Origin of the sequence: Gordonia oryzae, assembly GCF_003797185.1 — a bacterium.
GTDB classification, from domain to species: Bacteria; Actinomycetota; Actinomycetes; order Mycobacteriales; family Mycobacteriaceae; genus Gordonia; species Gordonia oryzae.
On the sequence record NZ_RKMH01000019.1, the window covers coordinates 25840 to 52154 of the forward strand.

The window sequence follows — 26315 nt, forward strand, 5'->3', positions numbered from 1 at the left end:
CTGTCGAGGAGACCAAGAGCGCTGTCGAGGAGACCGAGAGCGCCGTCGAGGAGACCGAGAGCGCTGTCGGCGAGAAACAGAGCGCTGTCGAGGGAATGCCTGCGACACAGCCGCCACCGACCGCCCCTCTACCCTGGAACCGATCGCCTTGCCGGTGTCCACAGCCCGACATCTAGGCTAGGCTCAAAGTAGAACGTGTTCTAGTTTCTACACTGTCAACTCTTGCACCTTCCCCGACGCCAGGAGACCTGAGGCATGACCGGACCGGACTCGACTGAACTGACGCCCCACGGCTCGCGCAGCGTAATCCTCACCGTGGCCGAGATCATCGACGAGACCCCCGACGCACGGTCGATCGTCTTCGAACTCCCCGACACGGCCAAAGAGGCGTTCACCCAGTACAAGTCGGGCCAATTCCTCACCCTGCGCATCCCGAGCGAGCAGACCGGGTCGGTGGCCCGATGCTACTCGCTGGCCTCCTCTCCCGGCCGCGACGAGTTGCCCAAGGTGACGGTCAAGCGCACCGTCGGCGGCTACGGGTCGAACTGGGTGTGCGACAACCTCTCCGCGGGCTCGCAGATCGAGGTACTACCCCCGTCAGGGGTGTTCACCCCGCGATCGATCAACGAACCGCTCCTGCTGATCGCCGCGGGCAGCGGGGTGACCCCGGTGATGTCGATCCTCAAGACCGCGCTGGCGTCCGGAAGCAGCACCATCGCGTTCTTTTACGCCAATCGCAGCCCCGAAGACGTCATCTTCGCCGATGAACTGCGCGAGCTGCAGACCGCACACGCAGACCGGCTGGTCGTGATCCACTGGCTCGAGACCCTGCAGGGCCTGCCCCGCGCCGAGTCCCTGGCAACGATCTTCGGCGCCTTCCGCGGCCACGCCGCCTACATGTGCGGCCCCGGCCCCTTCATGGACACCGTGCACCAGGCGCTACACACTGCGGGCTTCGCCCACCACGATGTTCACGCCGAGGTCTACAACTCACTCTCCGGTGATCCTTTCGTCGACGTCGTCCTCGATGAGGTGAGTGCCGAGGAGCAGGCCGATGCCGCGACCGTTGAGGTCCAACTCGACGGCGAGACCCACGAACTGACCTGGCCCCGCACACGCACCCTGATCGAGATCATGCTCGAGGCCGGACTCGATGCGCCGTACTCGTGCCAGGAGGGCGAATGCGGTTCCTGCGCATGCACTCTCACCGATGGAAGCGTCGAGATGGACAACTCGGGTGCACTCGATCCCGAGGACATCGCCGACGGCTATATCCTCGGATGCCAGGCCCATCCGACGTCCGACCGACTACGAGTCGAGTTCTGAGGTGCTCTCACGCCTATCCCCCAACCAGCTCGCCCGCACCCTCGCCGGGATGCTGCTGACCATCGGCACCCTGCACTTCGTAGCGCCGAAACCCTTCGACGAGATCATCCCGGAGGAGATCCCTGCCGACCCGCGCATACTGACCTACGCATCCGGTCTCACCGAGGTCACCCTCGGCGTGGGACTTCTCGTCCCGGCCACCCGCAAGTCGTCCGCCGCCGCAGCCGCGGCCCTGTTCGTCGCGGTGTACCCGGCCAACATCAACATGGTCCGGCTGTGGTGGCACAAGCCTGTGCTCTACAAGGCGATCGTCCTCGGACGACTGCCACTGCAGTTCCCGCTGATCGCTGCCGCGATCAAGGTGTTCCGCGCGTCCTGACGATCGAGAGCGCTGTCGGCCAACCCTGGGCGCGAGGGTGCACTCGGCCGAGTTCTACCGTGGATCGGTGTCCGCGACCCGAATTTCCCAGCCCGGTGATCACCAACGGCCCGGTGACGACGCGTGAGGGCGCCGGACTCCCGTGATCTCACACCGGAAACGCCCGAACAGGACACCGGTGCACGGGTTCTCGTCTGGCTGACCATTGTCGCCACGATCGCCGGTGCGATCACCGGCCTGATCGGCGGGACATTCCGGTGGCTGCTGATCCGCGCCGATCACCTGCGGGCCGATCTGATCGACTGGACCCATCATCACGGACCCGCCGCCTGGCTGATACCCGTGGTGATCTCGGCCGCCGCGGCGCTCGTCGCGGCGCTGATCACTCGAGGGGAACCGCGCGCCGCCGGCAGCGGCATCCAGCATGTGGAGGCCGTCGAACGCGGCGAGGCCGCACCACCTCCGGCCTCGGTCATCCCGGCCCGCTTTGTCGGCGGCCTGCTGGTCATCGGCGTCGGTGGCATGGTCCTCGGTCGGGAAGGCCCGACGGTGCACATGGGCGCCGCGATCGGCGCGCTCACCGGACGCGTGTGCCGCGCCACGCTGCGCGAGATCCGGGTTCTGCAGACCACGTTGTCGGGCGCGGGCCTCGCCGTCGCATTCAACGCACCGATCAGCGGCACCCTGTTCTGCATCGAGGAGATCGCCAAGACCGTCAAGGTGCGCTACGTCCTCTGGACGATGGCCGCAGTCGCCGCAGGCACCGTGTGCAGTCGCTTGATCGTCGGCAACCATCCCGACTTCGTCCTCCCGCAGATCACTTCCGTTGCGTTGTCCTCACTTCCGGTGTTCGTCGTCTTCGGCGTCGTGGTCGGGATGCTCGGCGTCGCCTATAACTGGCTGATCCGTGCATGTCTGAGCGGCTTTGCGGCCATCCCCCGGGTGCCCGGCCCGGTGAAGGCCGCGATCATCGGGGCGATCATCGGGGCGGTGCTGACCATCGACTCTGATCTCGGTGGCGGCGGTGACGATCTGACGCAGAACATCCTGTCCGGTCAGCATCTGGCCTTCTGGGCGATCGTGATGCTGCTGGCGATCCGCTTCGTCGCCGGTCCGGTGTCGTATTCGGCGGGCACGCCGGGCGGCATCTTCGCCCCCATGCTGGCGCTCGGCGCGATGACCGGCCTCATCGCCTCCCGGCTGATCGATCTGGTCTCGCCGGGCTACGGACACGAGTTGTTGTTGCCACTGATGATCGTGGGCATGTCGTCGTTCTTCACCGCCGTGGTCCGGGCGCCGTTCACCGGCGCGGTGCTGGTGATGGAGATGACCTCGACGACCTCGGTCGCGGTGTCGGTGCTCGCCGCCGGGGCCGCCACGATGATCGTCGCCGAGTTGGTGCGTTCGCCGCCGATCTACGACGATCTACGCGAACGCATGTTGCGTCAGTGGAAGGGACGCGAGGCCGAAGGCGTCTGAGGCGCCGGTGCCGACGGCCCGTGCGACTCACCGCAACGCGCGGTAGCGGACTCGCGTCGCGGGATCGAGATGCTCGATCGCATACCGCAGTGCGGTGCGCCCCATCGACGCCGCGTGCTCGTCGAGATAGTCGGTGAGCGTTGACCTCCCGACGCGCTTGCCCATCTCGCGCAGCATCCAACCCAAGGCTTTCTGAATGAGGTCACGCCGATCGTCGACGACGAGCGGCGCCACCGCCAGCATGGGGCGGGCATCGCCCTCACGCAGGTGGGCGTGGGTACCGACGATACCGACCCGCCGGTGCCAGAGCCGTTCGTCGGCGGCGAGGTCGACGAGCGCGAAGTGGTCACCGATCCGTTCACACCAGCGCCCGAGAACCGGTGCGGCCGAGGTGTCGACGAGATCCCAATTGTTCACATACCCGTTGTCGACGGCCCTGCGGTAGTCACCGACCCACGCGCGAGCGCCGGCACCGTCGGCCCGCGTGGACTCCTGTGCCATGAGAAGCAGTGCGAGAAACCGGATCTCGTGGACCGGTGAGCTCAGCAGCTCACCGACCGCACCGCGGTCGACGCCGCGCCACCGACGGGCGAGCGCGCGCAGCTGCGGCACCGCGACCCCGACGAACTCGTCGCCCTCACCGTAACCACCGGGCCGCGCCTGCAGATAGCGCGCGATGCGCGATGCCTGCTCTGGGTCGCCGAGTTCGCGGACCGCAGAAATCACCTGCGCGGGAACAGAATCCACGGGCACCGCGCGGTCAGAGAAGGTCCGCGACCGGTGTCGGGGTCGCCAGCTTGGGGCGTGTCTTCATCACCGGACCCGCCTTGCCCGCGCCGACCACCCCGGTGAGGATTCCGTCGCGACTGTAGTAGGCCAGGAACTTCGTGCCGTCGTCGGAGACGATGTGCACGTCGTCATCGGCGCGCGGATGCCCGAGTGCCTGGATCTTCACCGTGAACTGGTCACTCCAGAAGTACGGCACCGCGGCGGTGATCAGCGCCCCCTCACCTCCGGCGATCTGATGGGCGACCACCGCAGCCTGTTCGACGGTGTGATTCCAGTGCTCGACCCGCCGTGCGGCGGGCGAACCGTCGGCCCAGTTGGCGACGTCCCCGATCGCGTATACGTGTGGTGCGCTGGTCTTTCCGACGCCATCGCAGGCGATCCCACCGCCGGTCTCACGCGGGGCGAACCCGATACCCGATCCCTCGAGGTAGTCGGTGACCGGGATCGAGCCGATGCCGACGACGACGATGTCGGCGGGCAGTTCTGCGCCATCGGCCAGACGGACCGCCCGCACCGCACCCGAGTCGTCGCCGACGATCTCCGAAACCCCTATGCCCGCACGGACATCGACCCCGTTGGCGGTGTGCATCCGGGCCACCAGTGTCCCGATCGGTTCGCCGAGCGCCTGCGCCAGCGGGGTCGGCGCCGGTTCGACGAGCGAGACCCGTACACCGCGTTCGGTCAGGCTCGCCGCGACCTCGCAACCGATGAAGCCGGCACCGATGACGACGGCGGTCTGCGCACCGTCGATGTCCGAGCGCAGGGCGACCGCGTCGTCGAAGGTGCGCAGGGTGTGCACGCCCGCAAGGTGTTCAGCACCGGGAAAGGCCCGCGGGGCAAGCCCGGTGGCGAGCACCAGGTCGTCGTAGGGGACGCTCTCGATGTCATCGGTACCGGGGCCATGCACGGTGACGGTTGCGGCCCGCGGGTCGACAGCGGTAACCCGTTGACCGAGTCGCAGGGTGATCGACGACTCGGTGTAGAACTCGGCCGGCTTGAGCTCGACGCGGTCCTCCTTGCCCAGCAGCACCGTCTTCGACAGCGGCGGCCGATCGTAGGGAGCGTAGGGCTCGGCGCCGATCAGTGTGATCGGCTCCTCGTGTCCATTGGTACGCAGGTTCTCTGCGAGGCGGACGGCCCCGAGTCCCGCACCGACCACCACGACACCTGCTGCACTCATCCTCGGTTCTTGCCCTCTCGTCGACTGTGCTGCCCGCGTCAGCGGATCGAATGTCGCTGCCCGCATCAGCGGGTGACGTCCCCCACCGGTCGGACGTCGGCGAGCAGCCAGATGTGGTTCACCTTACGCATGACCAACCACTTTGCGGTAGATGCATGGTCGCCGCCCGCACCGGCTCCGGCCCCCGGTGGACCGGCTCCGCCCCCGCGCGCACTCCCGTCGGGCACCGCCACCGTCTGGTCGAGAAAGGCGAGCAGACGTGCGTCGTCGGCGTGGAACTCCCCGACCGCCATGCCCACCACGCTCACCGTCATCTGGGCCGACGCGGCAACCGCATCCGGCAGGACGACGTCGGCACGCTCGGCGTCGTATCGCGTGAGCAGCGGGTCGCTCAGATGGGCGCGCACCGCGTCGGGCGCCGGGGGGTGCGGCCCGCCGAAGGTCATCAGTGCGGTGACGGCGCTCGTCGCGGCCCGTTCGAGGTCTGCACGGTCGGTGTCGGTGGGACGCGGGGTCTGCCGATACGCCTGGGTCCAGGCGACGGCGGCGACCACCAGCGCGGTCAAGGTCAGCGCCGCGATCGCCACCAGGGCCCGGCGTGCGCGCCGCGACATCCGCGGCGGTGCGGCGAGCGGCCGGACTCGGTGACGCTGAGTCCAGGAGAGCCGCCGGCTCGGGGTGACACGCGGCGCGATCATGCCGGTACCGCCGAGTCGACGAGCCAGCCGGCGTCGGTGCGGGTCATCCACACCGTGAGGGTAAGGCGGTCGGCCTGCGGATCTCCGCCGAGCAGAACGGCATTGGATGCCTGTACGACCACCAGCACCTGTGCGCGGGAACCGGGATCATCGGACCCGGGATCGGTGACGAGCCCGGCCGAGAGCACCCGTCCGGCACTCGGCGCGGTCTGGGCGGCAACGGCAGCCGACAGGGCCGCGCCGGCCAGCTCGAGACGCTTCTTCTGCGCGCCGGTACTCAGGGCAAGCACCCGTTGGACGTAGGCCTCGGCGTGTGCCGGGTCCGAGGTCACCATGCTCGTGGTGGCCGATCGGGCCGCCGCGAGGACCTCGCCGTCGAGGTCGGTGCGCTCGGTAGCCCGGTGATCGAGCACCGCGAGCGTGCTCGCCCCGACGATCAGCACCACCGCCACCAGTGCGGCGACCACGAGCGCGCGACGCACCCATCGCGAACGCCTCACCGCGCGTGCCCGCAGGTCGTCGGCGGCGGCGATCCGCGCGACGCGGGCAGCGCGCAGGGCGTGTATCACCCGCTCCTGCGCGAGGCGTTGCCGCGCAGTGGGGTCGGTCGGCGGGGTCACGAGACCACCTCGGCATCACGTAGCAACCATCGTCGGTCGTGACGCACGAAACCCGCTCGGAGCGTGAGATGTTCGGCGCTCTCCTGTACTGCATTCTCCTGACCGGAGTTCTTCGGACCGTTCTCGCTGCGGGTCAGCACGGTCGCACGGATCAGGGCGTCACCGTCCTCGCGACCGGTGTCGATGATCGCGACCGTGTCGGGATGCCACCGGACCGACACCGTGCCCGCGGGCGGAGCGCGATGCAGTTGCGCGGCAAACGATCCGACGAAGTCTCCGGCCACCAGGGTGCGGGCGCGAGCCCGATCGGTCTGCCAAGTGGCGGTGTCGACGGAGAACACCTGCGCGACGATCTCACCGGCATGAGCACGCAGCGAGTCCCGATTGTCGGCGGTCCGTCGCTGATCGATCGACGAGGTCGCGGCGGCGATCACCACGGCCACCAGTGCGGCGATCATGACGACTGCCATCACCGCAGCCACCAGCGCCGCGCCGGGTGCGACGATGCGGTCACGAGTGGCAGAGGTGCGCGGAAAAAGCCTCATGGGAGGTATTGCACCGCCGCGACCTTGAGCCGGCCGGAATCGTCGGCGACGGCCAGCCGCAACCGGAACGCACGGTCGGCCACGGCCTGCCCAGTGTGCTGGTAGGCCACCGTCGCCGCGACGAGCACGACGGCGGAATCGGTGGTGCGCGTGACGATTGCGGCGCCGTCGATGGAGGCACTCGCCGCGGTTCCACTGCGCCGGACGAATGCCGTGTAGGCGTCCGCCGATTGGGCGAATTCATCGTAGAAGGCACCGGTCGCATCATCGAGTACCGTTTGAACCCGTTGCGGTGCAGCCTGATCGGGACTCAACAACTCTGCGACGAGGTCGGTGGCGACGGCGGTGAAATCGGCGTCTGTCCAGGAATTCGAGGCACGTATCCAGGCCGCCACACCGAATCCCGCGACCACCACTGCAGCGGTCAGGACCAGCGCGCAGGCCGTCCACCACCATCGCGACAGCGGGGCGATCCGACCGTTCGCCCGGCGCACCTCGTCAAGATCGTCGACCGCGCGCCGCAACTCACGGCGGGCCGCCCGGTCCGCCCGGATCGACGGGGATGCCGATGTCGGCGGTGTCGGCCACGGCATCGTCAACGCCTCCTTGCCAGCACCGCACGATCATAACGCGGCGCCGTGACGCTCAGGATATCGCGCGCCCCCGCATCCGGGCATCGTAGTCGGCTCGGCCGGCCGAGTCGTAGTCGAGGAAGATCCGGTCGAGTCCGGTGTGTCGGCGCGTCAGACGTTTGAATGCCTGCGGGAAGACCGGATTGGCGTCCACCCACCGCATCGCCCGCGGGGCGGCCACACGGGTACGCGGCTCGGCGATGACCCCGACAACGGCGGCGGCCACGACCTCGGGTTCGACGGTCTGGATGTAGCGATTGGTCGCCAGGCCCGAGATCAGGCCGGTGCGAGTGAAGGTTGGCATCACGGTGCTCACCCGCACACCGTGGTCGGACAGTTCGGCGTCGAGGGCCTCGGAGAACTCGATGACCCCCGATTTCGCGGCGTTGTAGACGGCCAAACCCGGCATCGGCAACCGGCCGGCAACCGAGGCGATGTTGACGATCTGCCCGGACCGCCGGGCCATCATTCGTTGCGCGGCAAGCTGACTGCCGGTGATGACGCCGATCAGGTCGATATCGAAGGTCCGGCGGATCAATGCCTCGTCAAACTCGAGGAAGGAACCGACGGGCATGATCCCGGCGTTGTTGATCAGCACATCCACCGGCCCCAGGCGCCGTTCGACCTCGTCGAGGAAGGCGGCGAAACTCGCCCGGTCGGTGACGTCGACCTCGACCCCCTCCACCCCGAGGTCGGCGGCGGCCTTGGCCAGGACCTCGTTGTCGACGTCGCCGATCGCCACCCGCGCCCCGAAGTCGAGGAGTTGACCGGCGGTCTGACGGCCGATACCGCGTGCGCCGCCGGTGATCACCACGACCTTGTCGGCCAGCCGGGCCCGCACCTCGTCGTGCCCGATTCCACCGAATCGGTTGCTGCGCATACTCATCGATTACTCCCCTGGGTGAGATCACGGACTGACTTCGGTTGTGCCGCCCTGGGCGGTCACCAGATCATCGGTGCGAGGAACTTCTCCGCGAAGGCCCGCACCCGCTCCGGCTCCCGCCGCGCATCGTCGGAGGCCGGTGTCTCCAGGAATGAGATGACCAGGCGCACATGAATTTCGACGGCCTCGAGAAGATCCTCATCGGGCATCTGCGCACCGGCGGTGCGCAGGGTCGCGGCGACACGTCCAGTGGCGACGTCGATGAACAGGGCGGTCACCGACGCGGTGATCGGTGCCATGTCGTGGTCGGTCAGGACGAGCCGGCGCATCAGGGGTTCGTCGGAGATCATCGCTGCGCCCGCGGCGAAGGCCTCGACGACCGCCTCACGCGGACCGAGGCCGCGGACCGCGTCGACCAGCCGGGCCATGCCGCGTTCGTAGAGTTCCTCGGCTACGCCGAGCAGCAGCGACTCCTTGTTGGGGAACCGCCGATACAGCGTGGACCGGGAGACACCGGCGCGTGTGGCGACCTCGTCGACGTTCGCGCGGCGCACCCCGACCTCGGTGAACTCCGCCTCGGCCGCGGCGATGATCGCGCTGTTCTGATCGGCGGGACTATCGGTGTTGCGCACTTTGCGGCGACGGCCCTGCTCGGCGTGGGAGCCCGGCGCGCCCGGGGTCATCGCAACCCCCGAACGGTGACCGGTACTCCGGAGTTGAGACCCCACTCGATGCGACGACACTCGGCGCATCCGAAGGGATCGCGACACATCGACATGATCTCGAGGATGCCGCTGCGGTGTGCGCATCGAGTCGCCTGCGGGTCGCTGCCGGGTGGCGGTGACGCGAGGGTCGGCGACTTCCCGGCAGAGCGCATCCGAGACACCGACGAGGACGCCGTCATGACAGCTTCCTGCGACCGCACGAGTCCACCCCGCTCCTGTGAGCCACGCAACATCATGGAACAAACTCTACGATATGTCTCTATCGACTGCCACCCTCAGTTCGGGAAACTTCCTCAGCCGAGCCGGTGCCCGCGTGCGGTCAGGACCTCGTGAGCGCGCCGCAGCCGCCCGTTCCACCACTGCCGGCGGTCCTCGGCGACGCACAGCGTCGACGGAACGTCGAGGCCACCGGGCCCGAACCACCGTGGCCGCAGGTAACCGTCGTCCGGGGTACCGCCGTCGGCGACGTCTCCGGTGAACAACGAGCCGGTGCCCAGGCCGCAGGCGAACGGCAGCTCGGGCAGCGCCGCGGCCGCCGCCACGCCGGCGGCGATGCCGACCGCAGAGTCCAGCGCACTCGAGATCACCACGGGCAGACCGATATCACCGGCCAGGGTGAGCACGGCCCGCATGCCGCACAGCGGCGCCACCTTGAGCACCGCGATGTCGGCGGCCTCGGCGGCGACCACCCGCATCGGATCGGCGGCCTTGCGGATCGATTCGTCGGCGGCGATCGGTACGTCGACCGCACGACGCACCGCGGCCAACTCCTCGACGGTGGCGCACGGCTGCTCGGCGTACTCGAGGTCACCGATCGCACGCAATGCCGTGATCGCTTGTGCCACACTCCATTTTCCGTTCGCATCGACGCGAACCCGGCCGATGAGCTCGCGCGTTGCAGCAACCCGCGCGACATCGTCGTCGAGAGTCTGCCCCGGTTCGGCAACCTTCACCTTGGCGGTGTGCGCCCCCGGAAACCGCGCAAGGATGCCCGCGACCTCCGATGCGGGGACCGCCGGCACGGTCGCATTGACGGCGATCCGATCACGACGTGCGGGGGGTGGTCCGAGATACGCCGCCTCGATGCCCGCCGCGAGCCATGCCGCGGACTCTTCGTCGTCGTACTCGACGAACGGCCCGAATTCACCCCAGCCCGCCGGCCCCTCGACGATCATCACCTCGCGCGTGGTGATGCCCCGGAAACGGGTGCGCATTGGCAGGCTGAGCACCACCGCATGCTCGAGCAGCTCCTCCGGCGTCGGCAACCTCTGACCGGTCACGATTCTCCTCCCTGACCAGACCGATGAAACAAATCTGGAAACTCGTTTCTTCGTGCGATAGGGTCTCGCCATGACAGTGAATCAGGATTTCGACTCGGCGATCCGTGAGGCGCAGCCTGTCCTGGTCGAGGCCGGTCCCGAGCATCCCACTCCGGAGAACGACACACTGCCGACTCCGCGGCTCGGCGCCGACTCCCTCATCTGGAAGTTCTATGGCGACATCCGCGGAGTCCTCGGATTCCAGCGCCTTGCCGGCACCGAGAACTGCATCGAACAACTCGGTCAGGGCGTGCTCGACCACTCGGTGATCTTCGACGACTTCCTCGGCCGCGCCCGCCGCACCGGTCCGCCCGTGATGCGTACCGTCTACAGCACCGAGCCCGCCAAGTGGGGGCGCACCGTGCGCGATTTCCACCGCGACATCAAGGGCACGATCAGTGACGGTTCGCGCTATCACGCGCTCAATCCCGAGCTGTTCTACTGGGCACACGCCACTTTCGTCGATCAGGTGCTCTACATCACCGACACCTTCATCCGCAGGTTGTCCGAGGCGGAGAAGGAGCAGATCTTCACCGAGAGCAAGGTCTGGTACGAGCTCTACGGCGTCAGCGCGCGCAGTCAGCCGCAGACCTACGCCGAGTTCCGCGAGTATTGGGACTGCATGCTCGAGCGTTTCGTGCCGCACAAGACGGTCGTCTACGCCACCGGATACATCCGCAAGGGCCTGCCGCGGCCGCGCCGCATCCCGGCGCCCGCGTGGCGCGTCATCTCCGCCCCGCTCAACGCGTTCATCCGCACCGTGGTGGTCGGCACCCTTCCGCAGCAGATGCGTGAGGTCTGCACTCTGGAATGGGATGCAAAGCGCGAAAAGAACTTCCAGAGATTTGCCAGGTTCATGCGGGCACTCAACCCGGTGTTCCGCCGACTACCGGTGCGATGGCTATACGTGCCGTGGGCCGCCGAGGCGTGGGAGGCGGTCGGCGTCGACCCGCGGCCGCTGCACAACAAGCCGGTCACGTAGGGACCGCCGACGTCACTGCACCAGGAAAGTTCCTGCCATCGATGTGAATTCGCGACGACGGTCCCGATGGACCGAGTGGCCTGCGTCGATGACGTCAAAGCGGCCGTCGGGCAACGCCTGCGCCAGCGCCTGTAGATGCGGCGGGGGAAGAAAGCTACGCGAACCACCGGAGATGACGAGGGTCCGGGCCGACACCTCGGTCAGACGACCCCACCACTGTGGGTCGGCTCGCTCGAACTCGGCACCGACCTGCGTTCCCACCGCGCGATGAAATCGGACCACCGGCATCGGGTTGCGCATCAGCGCGCCGATACCGCGCACACGTTCACCGAAGCCCGCCGACATGACGATATCCTCGTCGAGATCTGCTTGGTCGCGTGGCATCGGCGGCACTTCCTCGAGCACCAGCGACCGGATCCGGCCGGGATCGTTCATCGCCATGCGCAGTGCCGCGTGCGCACCGAGCGAGTGGCCCACCACATCGACCCGCTCCACCTCGAGCCCATCGAGCACGAATCCCAGGTCGGCAGCGAACGTCTCGAGCGCGTAGTCCCCCGGACGGCCGCTGCGGCCGTGTCCACGCAGATCGACCGCAATGACCGCGCGGCCGGCGCGGCGCAGGGCCGACGCGAAGGGTCGCCAGGTGCTGTGGTCACTGCCCATCCCGTGGACCAGCAGAACCGGCGGTGTGCGGCTGTCGGCGAGATCGCCGTTGACGGCAACCGCGAGGGTGAGTTCGCCGTGCTCGATGGGGCGCTGCAACAACCGCACTGGGACCAAATTACCAGCGTCGATATCGACCCGGAACCGGCCCCCGCGACCGGAATCACCGGCGGCACGGAGGTTGGTAACCCATGCCGTGGACGTAGGTGGCCCACTCCCCCTTGGTGATCTGATCGCCGGCCTGCGCGCATTGCGCATCGATGAGTGCACTGGTGTCGAGGCCCCACGACTCGATCACCCCGCCCTCACCGGCGGCGAGGATGCGATCGTCAGGGGCGAATCGTACGTCATACACCCGTCCGGGGAACGAGCGCAACACAACGTCCGCCGACCCTCCGTCGGCGAGATTCCACACCCACACCTCGGAATTCCCGCCACCGGCGACCACGTGGGAACCGTCTGCGGAGAAACCAGCGCTGTACAGCTGGCCCGCCGGGCCGCTCAACGTCGCGACGGTATGTGGCGCTTGCGGATTCGAGACATCGGCGACGACGACCGTACGTTCCTCCGAGGTCGCCACGATCCGGTCGCCGCGGGCGGAGAAGCGCACCGCGAGCGCCGCTCCCTGGAAGGCGATCGGATGCGGATAGGCCCGTGGTGCCGCCGGATCGGTGAGATCCACCAGTTGCACGACACCGGTCGAGGTCGCCACCGCGACCCGACGACCGTCAGGGCTCAGCGTTGTCCACCACACGCCACCACCGGCGTTGAAGGTCGACACCACCTTGGGCGCAGCAAGATTTGAGGCATCGATGACGGTGAGGATGTTGCTGTCGGTGGCCCCGGTCACGGCCAGATGCGACCGTTCACTGTAGTCCACGGTCTCGTTGAGGGTGTGCTGCGCGTCGACCGAGCCCACCAGATGCGGGGCGGCGGGATCGGACATGTCGGCGAACTGCACCGCTCCGCTGACCGTCCCCATGGTCGCGATCCGGCCCGACGACGACAGCGTCACCGCTCCCGAATACACCATGCCCGGCGGCGGAACGAGGTCCGGTCCCTCTCGACGCAGTCCGCTGGACTCGATGTCCCACTGGGTGATCCGTCCGTCGGTACCGCTGTCAGCGGCGAGCAGCCGGGTCGTCGAGCCGTTCGCCGGGATCTGGTAGACGCTGTTGGTCCCGATCACCGTCCGATTCGACGTCAGCGGCCAATCCTGCACCCGGCCATCATCACTGGACGCGATGACATGGTCTCCGGCGAACACCACCGACACCGGGTTCGACTCCGAGGTCAGGATCCGCGGTGCGGCCGATGGATTGGTCAGGTTGAAGATCCGCAGTGTGTTATCGGCGCCCGCGCCCGCGATCTCGGTGCCCGCGGCGTTGACGGCCACCGCCGTCACGTAGCTGTCGAATCCGCCGAATCCCGCGATCTTGCGCGGCGCCTCCGGAGCGGTGACGTCGACGACGTCGATCACTCGGCTGCGCAGTGCCGCAACCAGCCGCGTACCGTCCGGCGTGTAGGTCAGACCCTGCGCGAGTTCGATGTCGCGCCACGCATCGAGCGGGATCTCCCCCGTCGTGACGATGGCATCACCGTCGATGCGCCACAGATCAATGCGACGGTAGGCGCTGCTGGTGGCCAGCGAGCGGCCGTCGGGACTGAACGCAGCGGCGCCGGCAACCCCGGCGGCCTTGCCCGGCAACGGCACCGAACGCCACACGCCGGCCGAGTTCACCCACGCCTGCACCCCCACCTCGGGCTCACTGGCGACGACGAACCGGCCGTCGGGACTCACCGTGAGTGCGTTGACGTCGCCGCGGACGGCCGGGAAATCAAAGGCGCGCACCGGATGTGTGGGGTCGGCGACATTCCAGGCGGTGAGGGTGCCCCGACCACCGAGAAGCACCGTGGACGTCCCCGGCAGGACGGCCACCCCACCCAATCGGCCACCGCCGTCCGGCGCGTGGAAGGCACCGACTTGTCGGTCGATCCCACGATCGGACACGTCGAACAGGCGTACCTGCCCGCCGCCTCCGGCGGCGGCGATCAGTGACCCCGAGCGGGCCAGCAATACCGACCCGGCCTCGCCGACAAAGCGATCCGGGACGCCGCGTGCGGTCGCGTCGATCAACCGCGAACGCGCCTCGAGGGTCGGCGAGGTCTGATAAGCGACAATGGCCAACTGTGCGGCGAGAAACGGGTCGCGATCGCCCAACTCGCTCGACTGGATGGCCAACTGTCGGCTCAGCGCCTGATTCCGGGCGGTCTCGGCCTGCTCGCGCTGACCCACTGCATGCACGCCGGAGATCACCGCGATGACCGCCGCCACGACCGCCACGATGCCGAAGATCCCGGCGGTCAGGGCGATTCTGCGCAGCTGACGACTGCGGCGTCGATTCTGGGCATCCTGGGCACGTACCCTCGCCTGTCCGGCCTCCAAGAAGCCACGACTGGCCTGGTCCAGCGAAGCGCCGTCGTCGGCGAGCGGCCGGAACATCTCCAGCCGGGCCCGCATCGGTAGCAGGTCGTCGGGCCGTCCGTTGGCCTCCCACGTGTCGTGCAAGGTCTGTAACCGACGCCGCAGCAACAACCGTTCGCGGTCGGCGTCGATCCACTCGCCCAGCCGTGGCCAGGCCGTCAGCAGCGCCTCGTGCGCGACCTGGGCGTGCGAGGTCGTCAACGTGACCAGACGTGCCGCGGCGAACGTCTCGAGCACATGACGGTTGTCCGCAGCCGGATCGTCGGCGTCGAGATCGGCGAGACGTACGGTGCGCCGGGTGACGGTCTCCTCGTCGACGTTGACCATTTCCAACAGGATTCGGCGCGCCACGGCCCGCTGCACGTCCTCGAGTGAGTCATACACCGACTCCGCGGTCTGTTCGACGGCCCCCGAAATGCGGCCCGTCGCGACGTAGTCGCGCACCGTGAGTCGCCGGCGATCGGACTTCTCCCACGTGGCGCGCAGGGCATGGGACAGCAGTGGGAGCACACCCGCTCCGACCGGCCGCGCGCTGGTCGACGGCGCCACGTCGTCGAGCAGCATGGTCACCAGATCGTCATCGACGGTGAGCCCGGCGACCTCGGCGGGCCGCACGATCACCTCCCGCAGTTGTTCGGGGACCATCGGCGTGACGAGTAGCTGCGAGTCGGCCAGCACCGAAGCGATGATCGGACCGGCGGCGGCACGTTCATAGAAGTCGGCGCGCAACACTCCGATCACCACGGTGCGTCGGCGCGCGGCGTACTCGGCCAGCCGGGTGGTCAGCCTCGCCCGCCCGGCCGAATCACCCTGGGTCCACAGTTCCTCGAGCTGATCGATCACGAGCAGCGCCGGACCGTCGCCGGGCGTCTCGTCGAGTGTGGCGACGGCCTGCTCGAGTGCTGCGGCCGGATTATCGCCGGGTGCCATGACCGCCGCACCCCAGTCGGTGAATGGCTCCTGGGTGCCCACGCGCGGCAACAGACCCGCCCGCACGAGCGAGGACTTACCCACTCCGGATGCCCCGACCACCGCGACCGCGTGCAACCAGTCGGGCCCACCGTCTCCGACCGACCGGTCCGGCTCCGGACCGGGACCGGGCACCGCCTCGGGAAGCCGGGAGCGAACCATCTCGGCGAGCCGGTCGATCAGTTCGTCGCGACCGAAGAACCAGGCCCCGTCGTCGACCGAGTACGGTGCGAAGCCCCGATACGGGGACACCGACGATGCCGACTTGCGCGTGCGCCGCGACGACCGCTCGGCCGCGGCCCACCACCGCTGGGCATCGGCGTCCTCGACGACACCGCAAACGGCGAGGACGCGCTCGAACATCTCCCGGCTCGCCCGTGTCGGGGCGTGCTGTCCGGCGAACCACCCCGCGACCGTTCCGAGCAGCGCATCGGCGTCGGACGCGACGTCGCGCACACTCATCCCGGACCGTTCGCGGAGCCCGGTGAGGGCACGGCCGAGCTCGTCGCGGGTGTGCACGGAATCGGGTCCCATGTCGAGAGAAGTCCTTGTCGTCGGACCAGATTCGCACTGGTCAGCGTATCGAGAAATGTATCGACTTTCGATTCTCGGCCACAGCAGCGCGCTTCGTCATCCCCGCCGCACCAAGATTGGTCCGCGCGGACTACACCGCAACTCATCAACTCATCAATTGATCTTCGCGCCGGCGAGTCGGGCTGCGGCGCGAATCCATCAGGAGGTCATCATCGCCCCCGGTACCGAGGAGCCGCCGTTGCATCGGCGACCCCAGCACGATCCCCGATCCCACTTCCCTCTCGATCCCCGCCATCGCCACCTGCACGCGGGCAACCGTCCCCCGAGCCGACGCCCCGATCTGTCGCGCCGGGAGGTCGAGGTACTCGTCGCCTGGTTGCGCTCCGAGTCCAAGGAGGAGGCCGCCAGGACACTGTTCATCAGTGTGTCGACGGTGAGCTCCCATGTGGCTCGCATCCGGGCGAAGTACGAGTCGGTCGGCCGAGCGGCGAACACCAAGTCGGCGTTGTTCGCCCGTGCGATCCAGGATGGTTACGTTTCACTCGACGAGTGGTGAGTTCGGGCCGCGGCCCGGACTCCTGACGGCCCGAACTCCTGACAAGCCGAACTCCTCACAGCCCGAACTCCTCACAGCACCGTCGACGACGCGGTACCCGACCCCGAGGAGGGTCCGATGCCACGTCGCCGACGGTTCCGCCACGCACCCGCCGGTCACCCCAGGCAAGGCGCCGCATCCCCTGTCGGCGCCTGTCCGGTGATCAGCGGTCCCGGAACCAACCGGAGTTCTTGGCACGCCAGACCATGTCCTGCCAGTAACCCCAGGTGTGTGTCCCCACGCTCGGGAAGTCGGTGGTGATCCGGATGCCCTGTAGTGCGGCGGCCACCTCGAATGACCGGGTCTGCGCAAGTGCGACCGCCTCGAGTGGAGTGCCCTTCACGGAGTTCACTGCGTCGGTGTTGTAGCGGCCCCACGCGGCCGATCCCGCGGCGACCCGGATCGTCATGCCGCGCATCCGCGGCAACTGGACGAGCGCGTCGTTGCGCTGCCAGCGATCGCTCCACGGCGGGCCCCACATCGCATCCGCGCTGAACGGACCCACTCCGGCTTCGACGCCCGCGTCGATCAGCGCCAGTCGCACGGCCTCTCGCATCGTCGGGGCCGACAGGTTCACATAGCCCGACATCGAGAACACATGCGAGATCCGGTTGCGGTGATACGCGCCGTAGATCATCGCCGAGCCGCCGCCCATCGAGATGCCCATGATCGCGTACTTGCCCCGTGGCCCGACTGCGAGCCCGCGCGCATCCAGGGCGGCGACGATCCGGTCCAGCCGGCAGGTCCACATGTAGCGGTACTTGATCTTGTTACCGGGGCTGGCGGTGTCCCAGTTGGTGTAGAAACTCGCCAGACCACCGACGGGTTCGACGACGTTGACGCCCGAGTCGGCAAGGCGGGCAATATTGGTCTCGTGACGCCAGCCGCTCATGTCGCTGGTGGCGCGCAGTCCATCGAGGGCAATCACCGTCTTGTAGTTGCCCGGCCGGGCCCAGATATCGACCGGGCTCGCGGGCATCCCACACCCACCGACCGAGATCCGGTTCAGCGATGCGGCATCGGCGTCACCGACACCGCTGGACAGGGAGATCACCAACGCCGACGCCACGATGGTCGCGGCGACGATTCGCCGGCCCAGGCGCTTGTGGACCGACCGTCTCAGACTTGAACGCACGCCGAGGACATTAGGGCGGCCCGCACCGCTGTCACCAGGCTCGTAACCACAGGGCACCGACATTGAGACCAGTCAGTTACTCAAGTGGTAATTGTGAAGTAGTGTGACTAAAGTGATGTGTGAGGTCTAGGTTGCCTGGATTTCGCTGCGCGAACCATAGGAAGACCGGGATCGGTTTCAGCGCTGGAGTAACCGAGGGCGTCGCCACCGGACCCGCTACGCCGCACCACCTGATTTCGGGTGGTCCACGACTCCGGTCTGCTACCGAAACCGTTCGCCGAACCCGCGAAGGTGTGCCCGGCGATCGAAAGCATGAAACACCGGATCGTCGGAGCCACGTGGACCGGCATCCGCAGTACTTCCTACCTGGTCACCAGCACGGCACTGACTGCCCACGGGCCGGGGACAGGTCTGCCGAACCACATCGACAACCGGCGGCCAGCAAGAGCCCAGACACATCGCACCCGTTCACCGGCGCGCGCGATATCTGTGAGCATCCGATGGAATCGGTCACGAATCGGCCACGGCGGGCCTGCACCACTGGCGCATTCGCACGGCGCGTAGATACTGAGATCACCTGACACGCAGTGACTCTCGGGCCGAAAGCAACAACCGAACGGCCGCCGCCGCATCGAGTGTCGGACCTGCGCAACGTCGCGTCGTCCGACGACGTCTCCACCCGCGCCTCGCAATCGGGCGGGTTCACCTCCGCGCATGCCTCGTGGCCAGACGTGCGCACCGGGAGAAAGCCGGTGACACCATGAACGGTACCGACACCTGGGGTATCCCCAGCACGACCTTCCTCACCCTCTACGCCGTCGTCTCGGTGGCGGCTCTCGCCGTTGTCATCGTGCGGCGAGGTCCTGCCCGCCAACGGGTCGATGATCTCCCCGACCTCACTCCGACACAGATCGGAGCACTGGTGTCCGCGGAGAATGCGGTCCTCGCCGCGGTCGCCCAGCTCCGGGCGGCCGGCTATATCACCTCGAATGGACGAGTAACCCATCGACTGAAAGCTGCACCCGCACAGAATGATCGTCTTGTGCGGGCGGTCGGTGACCGTTATGCGCGACGCGGCACGGGTGCCCTGCGTGACGTGTCGGCGCCGTTGCGGCAGGTGCACTCAGAACTCACCGAAGCGGGCTTGCGCCACGCACGCCGACGCGCGGTCGGGGTGGCCGTCCTGATCCCGGTACTCGCCCTCGGGGTGGCGCGGATTGTGGCCGGGCTCGCGCATCGCAAACCGGTCGGCTATCTCGTCGTCATCGTGATATGTCTTGCTGCGGTGTGTATCTGGTGTGCCGTCCATCCTCGCGAGAGAACCGGACGCGGCGATTCGGTACTCACTGAACTGCGTCGTCGACACCGGTTGCTCGCGCCGCAGTACCGGCCCGCGCTCGCCACTCTGGGCACACACCACGCCGCAGTGGCCGCAGCCCTGTACGGCATCGAGGCCCTTACACTGCTCGATCCGCGTCTGGCCGCCGACCCGCTGCTCCGCCCGCCGACGACGGCTCCCGAGCCGGTGATCGCCACGCCCACAACACCTGTCATGCAGAAGGGCCGCTCGCGACGTGCCACAAGCAGCAGCGGAGCATCGTGGTTCGGGTCCGCCTTCTACGGCGGCAGCGACGGCGGCTCGCATCACGGGGGTTCGTCACACAGTTGCGGTGGGGGCTGGAGTGGCTGCAGCAGCGGCGGATCCAGCTGTGGAGGCGGTGGCGGCGGATGTGGCGGGTGATCACCGCGTACGACCATCGCGGGACAGCTCGATCACCACGAGGCGGGGCGCTTCAGAGAAAGGGTTCGTCATGAGCAGATCACGTAGTTCGTCACAGGTCGCCGGTATCGGGATCGGCTGGCGCCCGGAGATCGCGGCCGTCGTCGACGACCTTCCCGGCCTCGGATTCTGTGAGGTGATCGCCGAGTCGGTGCCCTTCATCGACGTCGAACCGCTGACGGCACTGAGGGTACCGGTGATCCCGCACGGCGTCGGCCTGTCGTTGGGCGGTGCCGAGCCGGTGACCGACGACCGGATCGACATTCTGGCGAGTGCGGCTCACCGCCTGCGGTCGCCGCTGGTCAGCGAGCACATTGCGTTCGTCCGGGCGGGCGGCATCGAGGCCGGGCATCTGCTACCCGTACCCCGAACGAGAGAAGCGCTGGAAGTATTGTGCAACAACATCACTCGCACCCAGGACCGGTTGTCGGTGCCGCTGGCGGTGGAGAACATCGCAGCATTGTTCTCCTGGCCCGACGACGAGTACACCGAGGGTCAGTTCCTCACCGAGGTCGTCGAGCGTACCGGGGTTCGGCTGCTGCTGGACGTCGCGAATGTGTATGCGTGTGCCCGCAACTCGGGTGCCGATCCGGCCGTCGAACTCTCACGGATGCCGCTCGAGGCGATCGCCTACTGTCACGTCGCAGGCGGAGAATCCGACGGGGTGCTTTATCACGACACCCACACCGCGCCAGTTCCCGACGCGGTGCTCGACCTCGTCACCCGGCTTGCCGCCACCGGGCGCGCACCGGCGTTCATGCTTGAGCGCGATGGCCGGTATCCGCCGGTGACCGAGCTCCTTGGTGAACTCGATGCGATCGCCGATGCCGCACGGATCGACCGAATCACCGTCGGCAGCCGTTGGTGGGCGGCGTCATGACCGGCCTCGCACAACGGCAAGAGGACCTCGTGCGCGCTCTCGTCACCGGTGCGCCGCTGCCTGCGGGCTTCGACCCGACACGGCTGCGCGCCGTCGAGGATGCTCTTCTGCGCAAGCGGTCCGGTGAGGTGGCCCGACATCTACCGCTGCTGTGCGCAGAACTCGGGGAACGCAGGTTCACCGAGTTGTTCTGCGCGTGGGCGCGCGGACGGGAACGGGGCGGATCGTGCGCCGATGCCGGGGCATTCGCCGCGCATCTGTGCGCCGACGTGGCACAAGGTCACGCGTAGGGCACACCCTCTACTGCGTCAATGGCAACAGCGCCTGGCGCAACGAGAAAGGCGCCCCCACCGCGAAGCGGTCGGGGCGCCTTGATAACCCGGTGAGTCGGTGACTCGGTGAGTCACAGTGTCACTTGACGATCCGTGACGCAGGCCCGTGCCCACCTGACAACGCTCTCACGCCGCCACAAAGGGCACGGGAAATCGTCACTTGACGATCTTCGTGACTCGACCCGCACCAACGGTGCGGCCACCCTCGCGGATGGCGAAGCGCAGGCCCTCGTCCATGGCGACCGGCTGGATGAGCTTGACGCTCATCTCGGTGTTGTCGCCCGGCATGACCATTTCGGTGCCCTCGGGGAGGGTCACGACGCCGGTCACGTCGGTGGTACGGAAGTAGAACTGCGGACGGTAGTTGTTGAAGAACGGGGTGTGACGGCCGCCCTCGTCCTTGGACAGGATGTAGGCCTGGCCCTCGAACTCGGTGTGCGGGGTCGTGGTGCCCGGCTTCACGATGACCTGGCCACGCTCGACGTCCTCACGCTTGAGGCCGCGGAGCAGCAGACCGGCATTGTCGCCCGCCTGCGCCGAATCGAGGAGCTTGTGGAACATCTCGATGCCGGTGACGGTGGTCTTGGTGGACTTGTCGCGGATGCCGACGATCTCGACTTCCTCGTTCACGTTGACCTCGCCGCGCTCCACACGACCGGTGACCACGGTGCCGCGGCCGGTGATGGTGAAGACGTCCTCGACGGGCATCAGGAACGGCTTGTCGGTCTCGCGAACCGGATCCGGGATCGACTCGTCGACCGCGTCCATGAGCGCCTCGACGGACTTGACCCACTCCGGGTCACCCTCGAGGGCCTTGAGCGCCGACACCTTGACGACGGGGGCTTCCTCGTCGAACTCCTGGGCGGCCAGCAGTTCGCGGACCTCCATCTCGACGAGTTCGATGATCTCTTCGTCGTCGACCATGTCGGCCTTGTTCAGGGCGACCAGGATGTAGGGCACACCGACCTGGCGGGCCAGCAGCACGTGCTCACGGGTCTGCGGCATCGGACCATCGGTGGCCGCGACCACGAGGATCGCGCCGTCCATCTGAGCCGCACCGGTGATCATGTTCTTGATGTAGTCCGCGTGACCCGGGGCGTCGACGTGAGCGTAGTGACGCTTCTCGGTCTCATACTCCACGTGCGAGATGTTGATCGTGATACCACGAGCCTTCTCTTCGGGAGCCTTGTCGATCTGGTCGAACGCGAAGCTCTTGTTGAGCTCCGGGAACTTGTCGTGCAGGACCTTGGTGATCGCCGCGGTCAGGGTGGTCTTGCCGTGGTCGACGTGACCGATGGTGCCGATGTTCACGTGCGGCTTGGTCCGCTCGAACTTCGCCTTCGCCACTTGATTGTCCTCCTGGACTTGTTGCTCTACTGGGCGGATCCCAGCAGGGGTTTTCTCTTACGTTGTTCGCGCCGTGTCACCACGACGTCGGTCGCCGTGAGCGCTTCGCGACAGACCGCGCAGCGAGTGACTTACTCGCCGGTGGCTTTCGCGATGATTTCCTTCGACACGTTCGCCGGAACCTCGGCGTACGAGTCGAACACCATGGAGTAGTTAGCCCGGCCCTGGGTCCGCGACCGCAGGTCGCCGATGTAGCCGAACATCTCCGACAGCGGAACCTGTGCCTTGACGACACGGGCACCACTGCGCTCCTCCATGGCCTGGATCTGGCCACGGCGGGAGTTCAGATCGCCGATCACGTCACCCATGTAGTCCTCCGGGGTCGTGACCTCGACGGCCATGATCGGCTCCAGGATGACCGGGCTCGCCATCCGCGCAGACTCCTTGAGAGCCTGCGCACCGGCGATCTTGAAGGCCATTTCCGAGGAGTCGACGTCGTGGTACTGACCGTCGAGCAGGGTGACCTTCACGTTGACCAACGGGTAACCGGCGAGCACGCCGTACTGCATCGCGTCCTGCGCACCGGCATCCACCGAAGGGATGTACTCGCGCGGCACACGACCACCGGTCACGGCGTTCTCGAATTCGTAGGTCGCACCATCCTCGGCGTCCACCAGCGGCTCGAGCTTGATGATGACCTTCGCGAACTGGCCGGAACCACCGGTCTGCTTCTTGTGCGTGTACTCGTGCTTCTCGACGGTCTTGCGAATCGTCTCGCGGTAGGCCACCTGCGGCTTACCGACGTTCGCCTCGACCTTGAACTCGCGACGCATGCGGTCGACGAGGATATCGAGGTGCAGCTCGCCCATGCCGCCGATGACGGTCTGGCCGGTCTCCTCGTCGAGGTGGACCGAGAATGTCGGATCCTCTTCGGCGAGCTTCTGGATCGCGGTACCGAGCTTCTCCTGGTCGGACTTGGTCTTCGGCTCGATGGAGACGTTGATGACCGGGTCCGGGAAGCTCATCGACTCGAGCACGATGGGCGCGTTCGGGTCGCACAGGGTGTCACCGGTGGTGGTGTCCTTGAGTCCGATCATCGCGTAGATGTGTCCGGCCCAGGCCTCATCGACCGGGTTCTCCTTGTTGGCATGCATCTGGAAGAGCTTGCCGATGCGCTCTTTCTTGCCCTTGGTGGCGTTGAGCACCTGGGTACCCGCGCTGATGTGACCGGAGTACACCCGCACGAAGGTCAGCTTGCCGAAGAACGGGTGCGCGGCGATCTTGAACGCCAGAGCCGAGAACGGCTCGTCGGCACTGGGCTTGCGAGAGAGGGTCTCCTCCTCGTTGCCCACCGCGTGGCCCTCGACGCTCGGCACGTCCAGCGGGGACGGCAGGTACGCGATGACGGCGTCGAGCATCGGCTGGATGCCTTTGTTCTTGAACGCCGAACCACAGATCACCGGGTAGTACTCGCGAGCGATCGTGAGCTTGCGGATCGCGCCCTTGATCTCGTCCTCGGAGAGCTCCTCGCCACCGAAGTACTTCTCCAGCAACGCCTCGTCGCTCTCGGCGACGGTCTCGAGCAGCTTCTCGCGGTACTCGGCGGCCTGATCGACGAGATCGGCGGGGATCTCCTCGAAGGTCGGCTCCGCACCGATCTCGACGGTGCCGCGCCAGGTGATCGCCTTTTGGGCGATCAGGTCGACGACGCCGTCGAAGTTGTCCTCGGCACCGATCGGCAGCTGCAGGACGAGCGGCTTGGCGCCGAGGCGCTCCTCGATGGTGCGCACGGTGAAGAAGAAGTCCGCACCGAGCTTGTCCATCTTGTTGACGAAGCAGATACGCGGGACGTCGTACTTCTCGGCCTGTCGCCAGACCTGCTCGGACTGCGGCTCGACGCCTTCCTTGCCGTCGAAGACGGCGACCGCACCGTCGAGCACGCGCAGGCTGCGCTCCACCTCGACGGTGAAGTCGACGTGACCAGGGGTGTCGATGATGTTGATCTGGTTCTTGTTCCAGAAACAGGTCACCGCCGCGGAGGTGATGGTGATCCCCCGCTCCTTCTCCTGCTCCATCCAGTCCGTCGTCGAGGCGCCGTCGTGGGTCTCGCCGATCTTGTAGTTCACACCGGTGTAGAAGAGGATTCGCTCGGTCGCGGTGGTCTTGCCGGCATCGATGTGGGCCATGATGCCGATGTTGCGAACCTTGTTGAGGTCGCTGAGCACTTCCTGTGCCATTCCGTTCCCTTCGGGAAATCGTGGGTGGAGTTAGGTCACCAGCGGTAGTGCGCGAACGCCCGGTTGGCCTCGGCCATCTTGTGGGTGTCCTCGCGACGCTTCACCGAGGCGCCCAGTCCGTTGGAGGCGTCGAGCAACTCGTTGGCCAGGCGCTCGACCATCGTCTTCTCGCGACGCTGCCGGCTGAAGGTCACCAGCCAGCGCAGAGCGAGGGTGTTGGCACGATTCGGCTTGACCTCGATCGGCACCTGATAGGTGGCGCCGCCGACGCGGCGGCTCTTGACCTCGAGGGTCGGCTTGACGTTGTCGAGGGCCCGCTTGAGGGTGACGACCGGGTCGGTGCCGGTCTTCTCGCGGGCCTGCTCGAGTGCGCCGTAGACGATGCGCTCGGCGGTCGACTTCTTGCCGTCCAACAGGATCTTGTTGACCAGCTGGGTGACCAGCGGCGAACCGTAGACGGGATCGTTGATCAGCGGGCGCTTGGGCGCGGGTCCTTTACGTGGCATCGCTGATCAGCTCCCCTTCTTCGCGCCGTAACGGCTGCGGGCCTGCTTGCGGTCCTTGACACCCTGAGTGTCGAGCGAGCCGCGGATGATCCGGTAACGCACACCGGGGAGGTCCTTCACACGACCACCACGCACAAGCACCATCGAGTGCTCCTGCAGGTTGTGGCCCTCACCCGGGATGTAAGCGGTGACCTCGACGGCACTGGTCAGGCGCACACGGGCAACCTTGCGCAGCGCGGAGTTCGGCTTCTTGGGAGTGGTGGTGTAGACGCGGGTGCACACGCCGCGACGCTGCGGGCTTCCCTTGAGCGCTGCGGTCTTCTTCTTCGCAGCTTTGTCATGACGGCCCTTGCGGACCAGCTGATTGATCGTTGGCACTGAGTATTTCTTCCTTTGTCGGCACGTTCGCCCGCACACGAGGTGGAGCTCTCGATGGTGTTGTCGTCGTGGTTTGTGCTCCGGGCAGGTCGGCGGAATCGGTCGGGACCGGACTTCCGACGACCTCCACGACTCGCCCCACCAGGGCGTAAACCCTGGTCAGTACAGTTATTGCTACCCCGAGGTCGGGCGTGTCGAGCACCCGACAGCGGAATCGCTTGTCAGTCCGGCCACCCCTCGCACGGGCGGGAGTTCCCATGCAAGCTGTCTACCTCCGTCGCCGTTGGCCGAAGACCTCAGGCGGCGTGGGCAGGGCACGCGGACTGGCCCGGCTGTTGCCAGGCACCGACGGTCCACTCTACCGATGGGGTTCACACAGGTCAAAAATCGGATCCAGACGGCCAACGCGACCGCAACCCGGGGTGATCGGCAGATGACCGGACATGGTTGATCTACCACTGACCTGGCCGAACATTCCGCGCGGGAAATCGGGCACGCCTGAGCGCGCACAAACCGCCGAGGACATGATGGGCAACCGCGTCGCGCGCCTCGTCAAGGATTTCGCGGCGCAGGTCGGGTCGTTAGGCTTCGGCGGCGCTGACGTCGGCGCCCTCATCGTCGGCGGCGCGATTGCCGCCGGAGCTCTCGCGCGCCTGGCGAATGTTGGACCATGCAGGCAGATCTGCGAGGACGTGCGCGATAGAGGTGATCAGGCTGGTGCCGAGGACGATCAGCACCGCACGACCCTCTCCGATTCCACCCGCCGAGACGAGAACGATCGCCGCGGACCCCAACAGGTGGCTGCAGTCGTGAGCCGCGAGGCCGCATGCGCCTGCGAGGGCGGTCCGCCGCATCGCTCGGTGAGGACTCCACAGTGGGCGCCGACGTGCATCGTTGTCGGCGGCGCCGGTCCCAGC

The 26315-nt window shown here is 67.2% G+C and carries 25 protein-coding genes; 8 read left to right on the forward strand and 17 right to left on the reverse strand.

The features are described 5' to 3' along the window. Positions 1–255 precede the first annotated feature (255 nt). The 3 genes from EF294_RS19365 (at position 256) to EF294_RS19375 (ending at position 3184) form a co-directional block, all read left to right on the forward strand. Positions 256–1326, forward strand: a complete 1071-nt coding sequence (locus EF294_RS19365) for a ferredoxin--NADP reductase (protein ID WP_123932571.1) — start codon at positions 256–258, stop codon at positions 1324–1326. A 1-nt stretch (position 1327) separates the two neighbouring features. Beyond that, positions 1328–1705, forward strand: a complete 378-nt coding sequence (locus EF294_RS19370) for a DoxX family protein (protein ID WP_123932572.1) — start codon at positions 1328–1330, stop codon at positions 1703–1705. A 123-nt stretch (positions 1706–1828) separates the two neighbouring features. Next, positions 1829–3184: a chloride channel protein gene (locus EF294_RS19375; RefSeq protein ID WP_123932573.1), complete on the forward strand. Its 1356-nt coding sequence runs from the start codon at positions 1829–1831 to the stop codon at positions 3182–3184. Between the two features lie 27 nt (positions 3185–3211). Here EF294_RS19375 and EF294_RS19380 read toward each other — a convergent pair whose 3' ends face one another. The 9 genes from EF294_RS19380 to EF294_RS19425 all read right to left on the reverse strand — a co-directional run bounded on the left by EF294_RS19380 (position 3212) and on the right by EF294_RS19425 (position 10536). Beyond that, entirely contained in the window at positions 3212–3931 is a 720-nt protein-coding gene (locus EF294_RS19380) for a DNA alkylation repair protein (RefSeq protein WP_123932574.1), read from the reverse strand. A 13-nt stretch (positions 3932–3944) separates the two neighbouring features. Further along, positions 3945–5153: an NAD(P)/FAD-dependent oxidoreductase gene (locus EF294_RS19385; RefSeq protein WP_123932575.1), complete on the reverse strand. Its 1209-nt coding sequence runs from the start codon at positions 5151–5153 to the stop codon at positions 3945–3947. A 65-nt stretch (positions 5154–5218) separates the two neighbouring features. Next, positions 5219–5902, reverse strand: coding sequence for a hypothetical protein (locus tag EF294_RS19390; protein WP_246007974.1), 684 nt, complete (start codon positions 5900–5902; stop codon positions 5219–5221). Then, positions 5848–6471, reverse strand: a complete 624-nt coding sequence (locus EF294_RS19395) for a hypothetical protein (protein ID WP_123932576.1) — start codon at positions 6469–6471, stop codon at positions 5848–5850. The genes EF294_RS19390 and EF294_RS19395 overlap by 55 nt, the downstream gene beginning before the upstream one ends. Further along, positions 6468–7016, reverse strand: coding sequence for a hypothetical protein (locus tag EF294_RS19400; RefSeq protein ID WP_123932577.1), 549 nt, complete (start codon positions 7014–7016; stop codon positions 6468–6470). The genes EF294_RS19395 and EF294_RS19400 overlap by 4 nt, the downstream gene beginning before the upstream one ends. Next, positions 7013–7609: a hypothetical protein gene (locus EF294_RS19405; RefSeq protein WP_123932578.1), complete on the reverse strand. Its 597-nt coding sequence runs from the start codon at positions 7607–7609 to the stop codon at positions 7013–7015. Before EF294_RS19405 ends, EF294_RS19400 begins: the two co-directional genes overlap by 4 nt. A gap of 52 nt (positions 7610–7661) precedes the next feature. Continuing rightward, the gene (locus EF294_RS19410; RefSeq protein ID WP_123932579.1) at positions 7662–8534 is read right to left on the reverse strand and encodes an SDR family oxidoreductase; all 873 of its coding nucleotides are present in this window, start codon (positions 8532–8534) and stop codon (positions 7662–7664) included. A 56-nt stretch (positions 8535–8590) separates the two neighbouring features. Next, complete coding sequence (locus EF294_RS19415) at positions 8591–9214, reverse strand: TetR/AcrR family transcriptional regulator (RefSeq protein ID WP_123932580.1); 624 nt, start codon at positions 9212–9214, stop codon at positions 8591–8593. A gap of 335 nt (positions 9215–9549) precedes the next feature. Continuing rightward, a complete protein-coding gene (locus tag EF294_RS19425) occupies positions 9550–10536 on the reverse strand; it encodes an o-succinylbenzoate synthase (RefSeq protein ID WP_123932581.1) in 987 nt (328 codons plus the stop codon). Positions 10537–10606: 70 nt separating this feature from the next. Here EF294_RS19425 and EF294_RS19430 point away from each other — a divergent pair, with 70 nt between their 5' ends. Continuing rightward, entirely contained in the window at positions 10607–11557 is a 951-nt protein-coding gene (locus tag EF294_RS19430) for an oxygenase MpaB family protein (protein WP_123932582.1), read from the forward strand. Positions 11558–11569: 12 nt separating this feature from the next. On the opposite strand, the gene EF294_RS19435 is transcribed toward EF294_RS19430, so the two are convergent. Next, positions 11570–12328 (reverse strand): alpha/beta fold hydrolase, encoded by a 759-nt coding sequence (locus EF294_RS19435; protein ID WP_123932583.1) that lies wholly within the window; start codon positions 12326–12328, stop codon positions 11570–11572. A gap of 55 nt (positions 12329–12383) precedes the next feature. Next, a complete protein-coding gene (locus EF294_RS19440) occupies positions 12384–16208 on the reverse strand; it encodes an NACHT and WD repeat domain-containing protein (protein WP_123932584.1) in 3825 nt (1274 codons plus the stop codon). Positions 16209–16365: 157 nt separating this feature from the next. Between EF294_RS19440 and EF294_RS22620 the strand changes: the two genes are divergently transcribed. Further along, the gene (locus tag EF294_RS22620) at positions 16366–16764 is read left to right on the forward strand and encodes a response regulator transcription factor (protein WP_342774373.1); all 399 of its coding nucleotides are present in this window, start codon (positions 16366–16368) and stop codon (positions 16762–16764) included. Between the two features lie 202 nt (positions 16765–16966). Here EF294_RS22620 and EF294_RS19450 read toward each other — a convergent pair whose 3' ends face one another. Beyond that, positions 16967–17938: an alpha/beta hydrolase gene (locus EF294_RS19450; protein WP_123932585.1), complete on the reverse strand. Its 972-nt coding sequence runs from the start codon at positions 17936–17938 to the stop codon at positions 16967–16969. A 760-nt stretch (positions 17939–18698) separates the two neighbouring features. Here EF294_RS19450 and EF294_RS19455 point away from each other — a divergent pair. The 3 genes from EF294_RS19455 (at position 18699) to EF294_RS19465 (ending at position 20888) form a co-directional block, all read left to right on the forward strand. Next, positions 18699–19679 (forward strand): TIGR04222 domain-containing membrane protein, encoded by a 981-nt coding sequence (locus EF294_RS19455; RefSeq protein WP_123932586.1) that lies wholly within the window; start codon positions 18699–18701, stop codon positions 19677–19679. A gap of 70 nt (positions 19680–19749) precedes the next feature. Continuing rightward, positions 19750–20598, forward strand: coding sequence for an MbnB/TglH/ChrH family RiPP precursor modification enzyme (locus EF294_RS19460; RefSeq protein WP_123932587.1), 849 nt, complete (start codon positions 19750–19752; stop codon positions 20596–20598). Beyond that, positions 20595–20888: an SCO6045 C-terminal-like domain-containing protein gene (locus EF294_RS19465; protein WP_123932588.1), complete on the forward strand. Its 294-nt coding sequence runs from the start codon at positions 20595–20597 to the stop codon at positions 20886–20888. Before EF294_RS19460 ends, EF294_RS19465 begins: the two co-directional genes overlap by 4 nt. Positions 20889–21086: 198 nt before the next feature. Here EF294_RS19465 and tuf read toward each other — a convergent pair whose 3' ends face one another. The 5 genes from tuf to EF294_RS19490 form a co-directional block, all read right to left on the reverse strand. After that, positions 21087–22277, reverse strand: coding sequence for an elongation factor Tu (gene tuf / locus EF294_RS19470; RefSeq protein ID WP_123932589.1), 1191 nt, complete (start codon positions 22275–22277; stop codon positions 21087–21089). Positions 22278–22408: 131 nt separating this feature from the next. After that, a complete protein-coding gene (fusA, locus tag EF294_RS19475; protein ID WP_123932590.1) occupies positions 22409–24514 on the reverse strand; it encodes an elongation factor G in 2106 nt (701 codons plus the stop codon). A 35-nt stretch (positions 24515–24549) separates the two neighbouring features. Continuing rightward, complete coding sequence (gene rpsG / locus EF294_RS19480) at positions 24550–25020, reverse strand: 30S ribosomal protein S7 (RefSeq protein WP_005199940.1); 471 nt, start codon at positions 25018–25020, stop codon at positions 24550–24552. A gap of 6 nt (positions 25021–25026) precedes the next feature. After that, on the reverse strand, positions 25027–25398 hold the full coding sequence (rpsL, locus tag EF294_RS19485; protein WP_006367844.1) for a 30S ribosomal protein S12: 372 nt from the start codon (positions 25396–25398) through the stop codon (positions 25027–25029). 581 nt (positions 25399–25979) lie between these two features. Beyond that, positions 25980–26252, reverse strand: a complete 273-nt coding sequence (locus EF294_RS19490) for a hypothetical protein (RefSeq protein ID WP_246007975.1) — start codon at positions 26250–26252, stop codon at positions 25980–25982. Positions 26253–26315 lie beyond the last annotated feature (63 nt).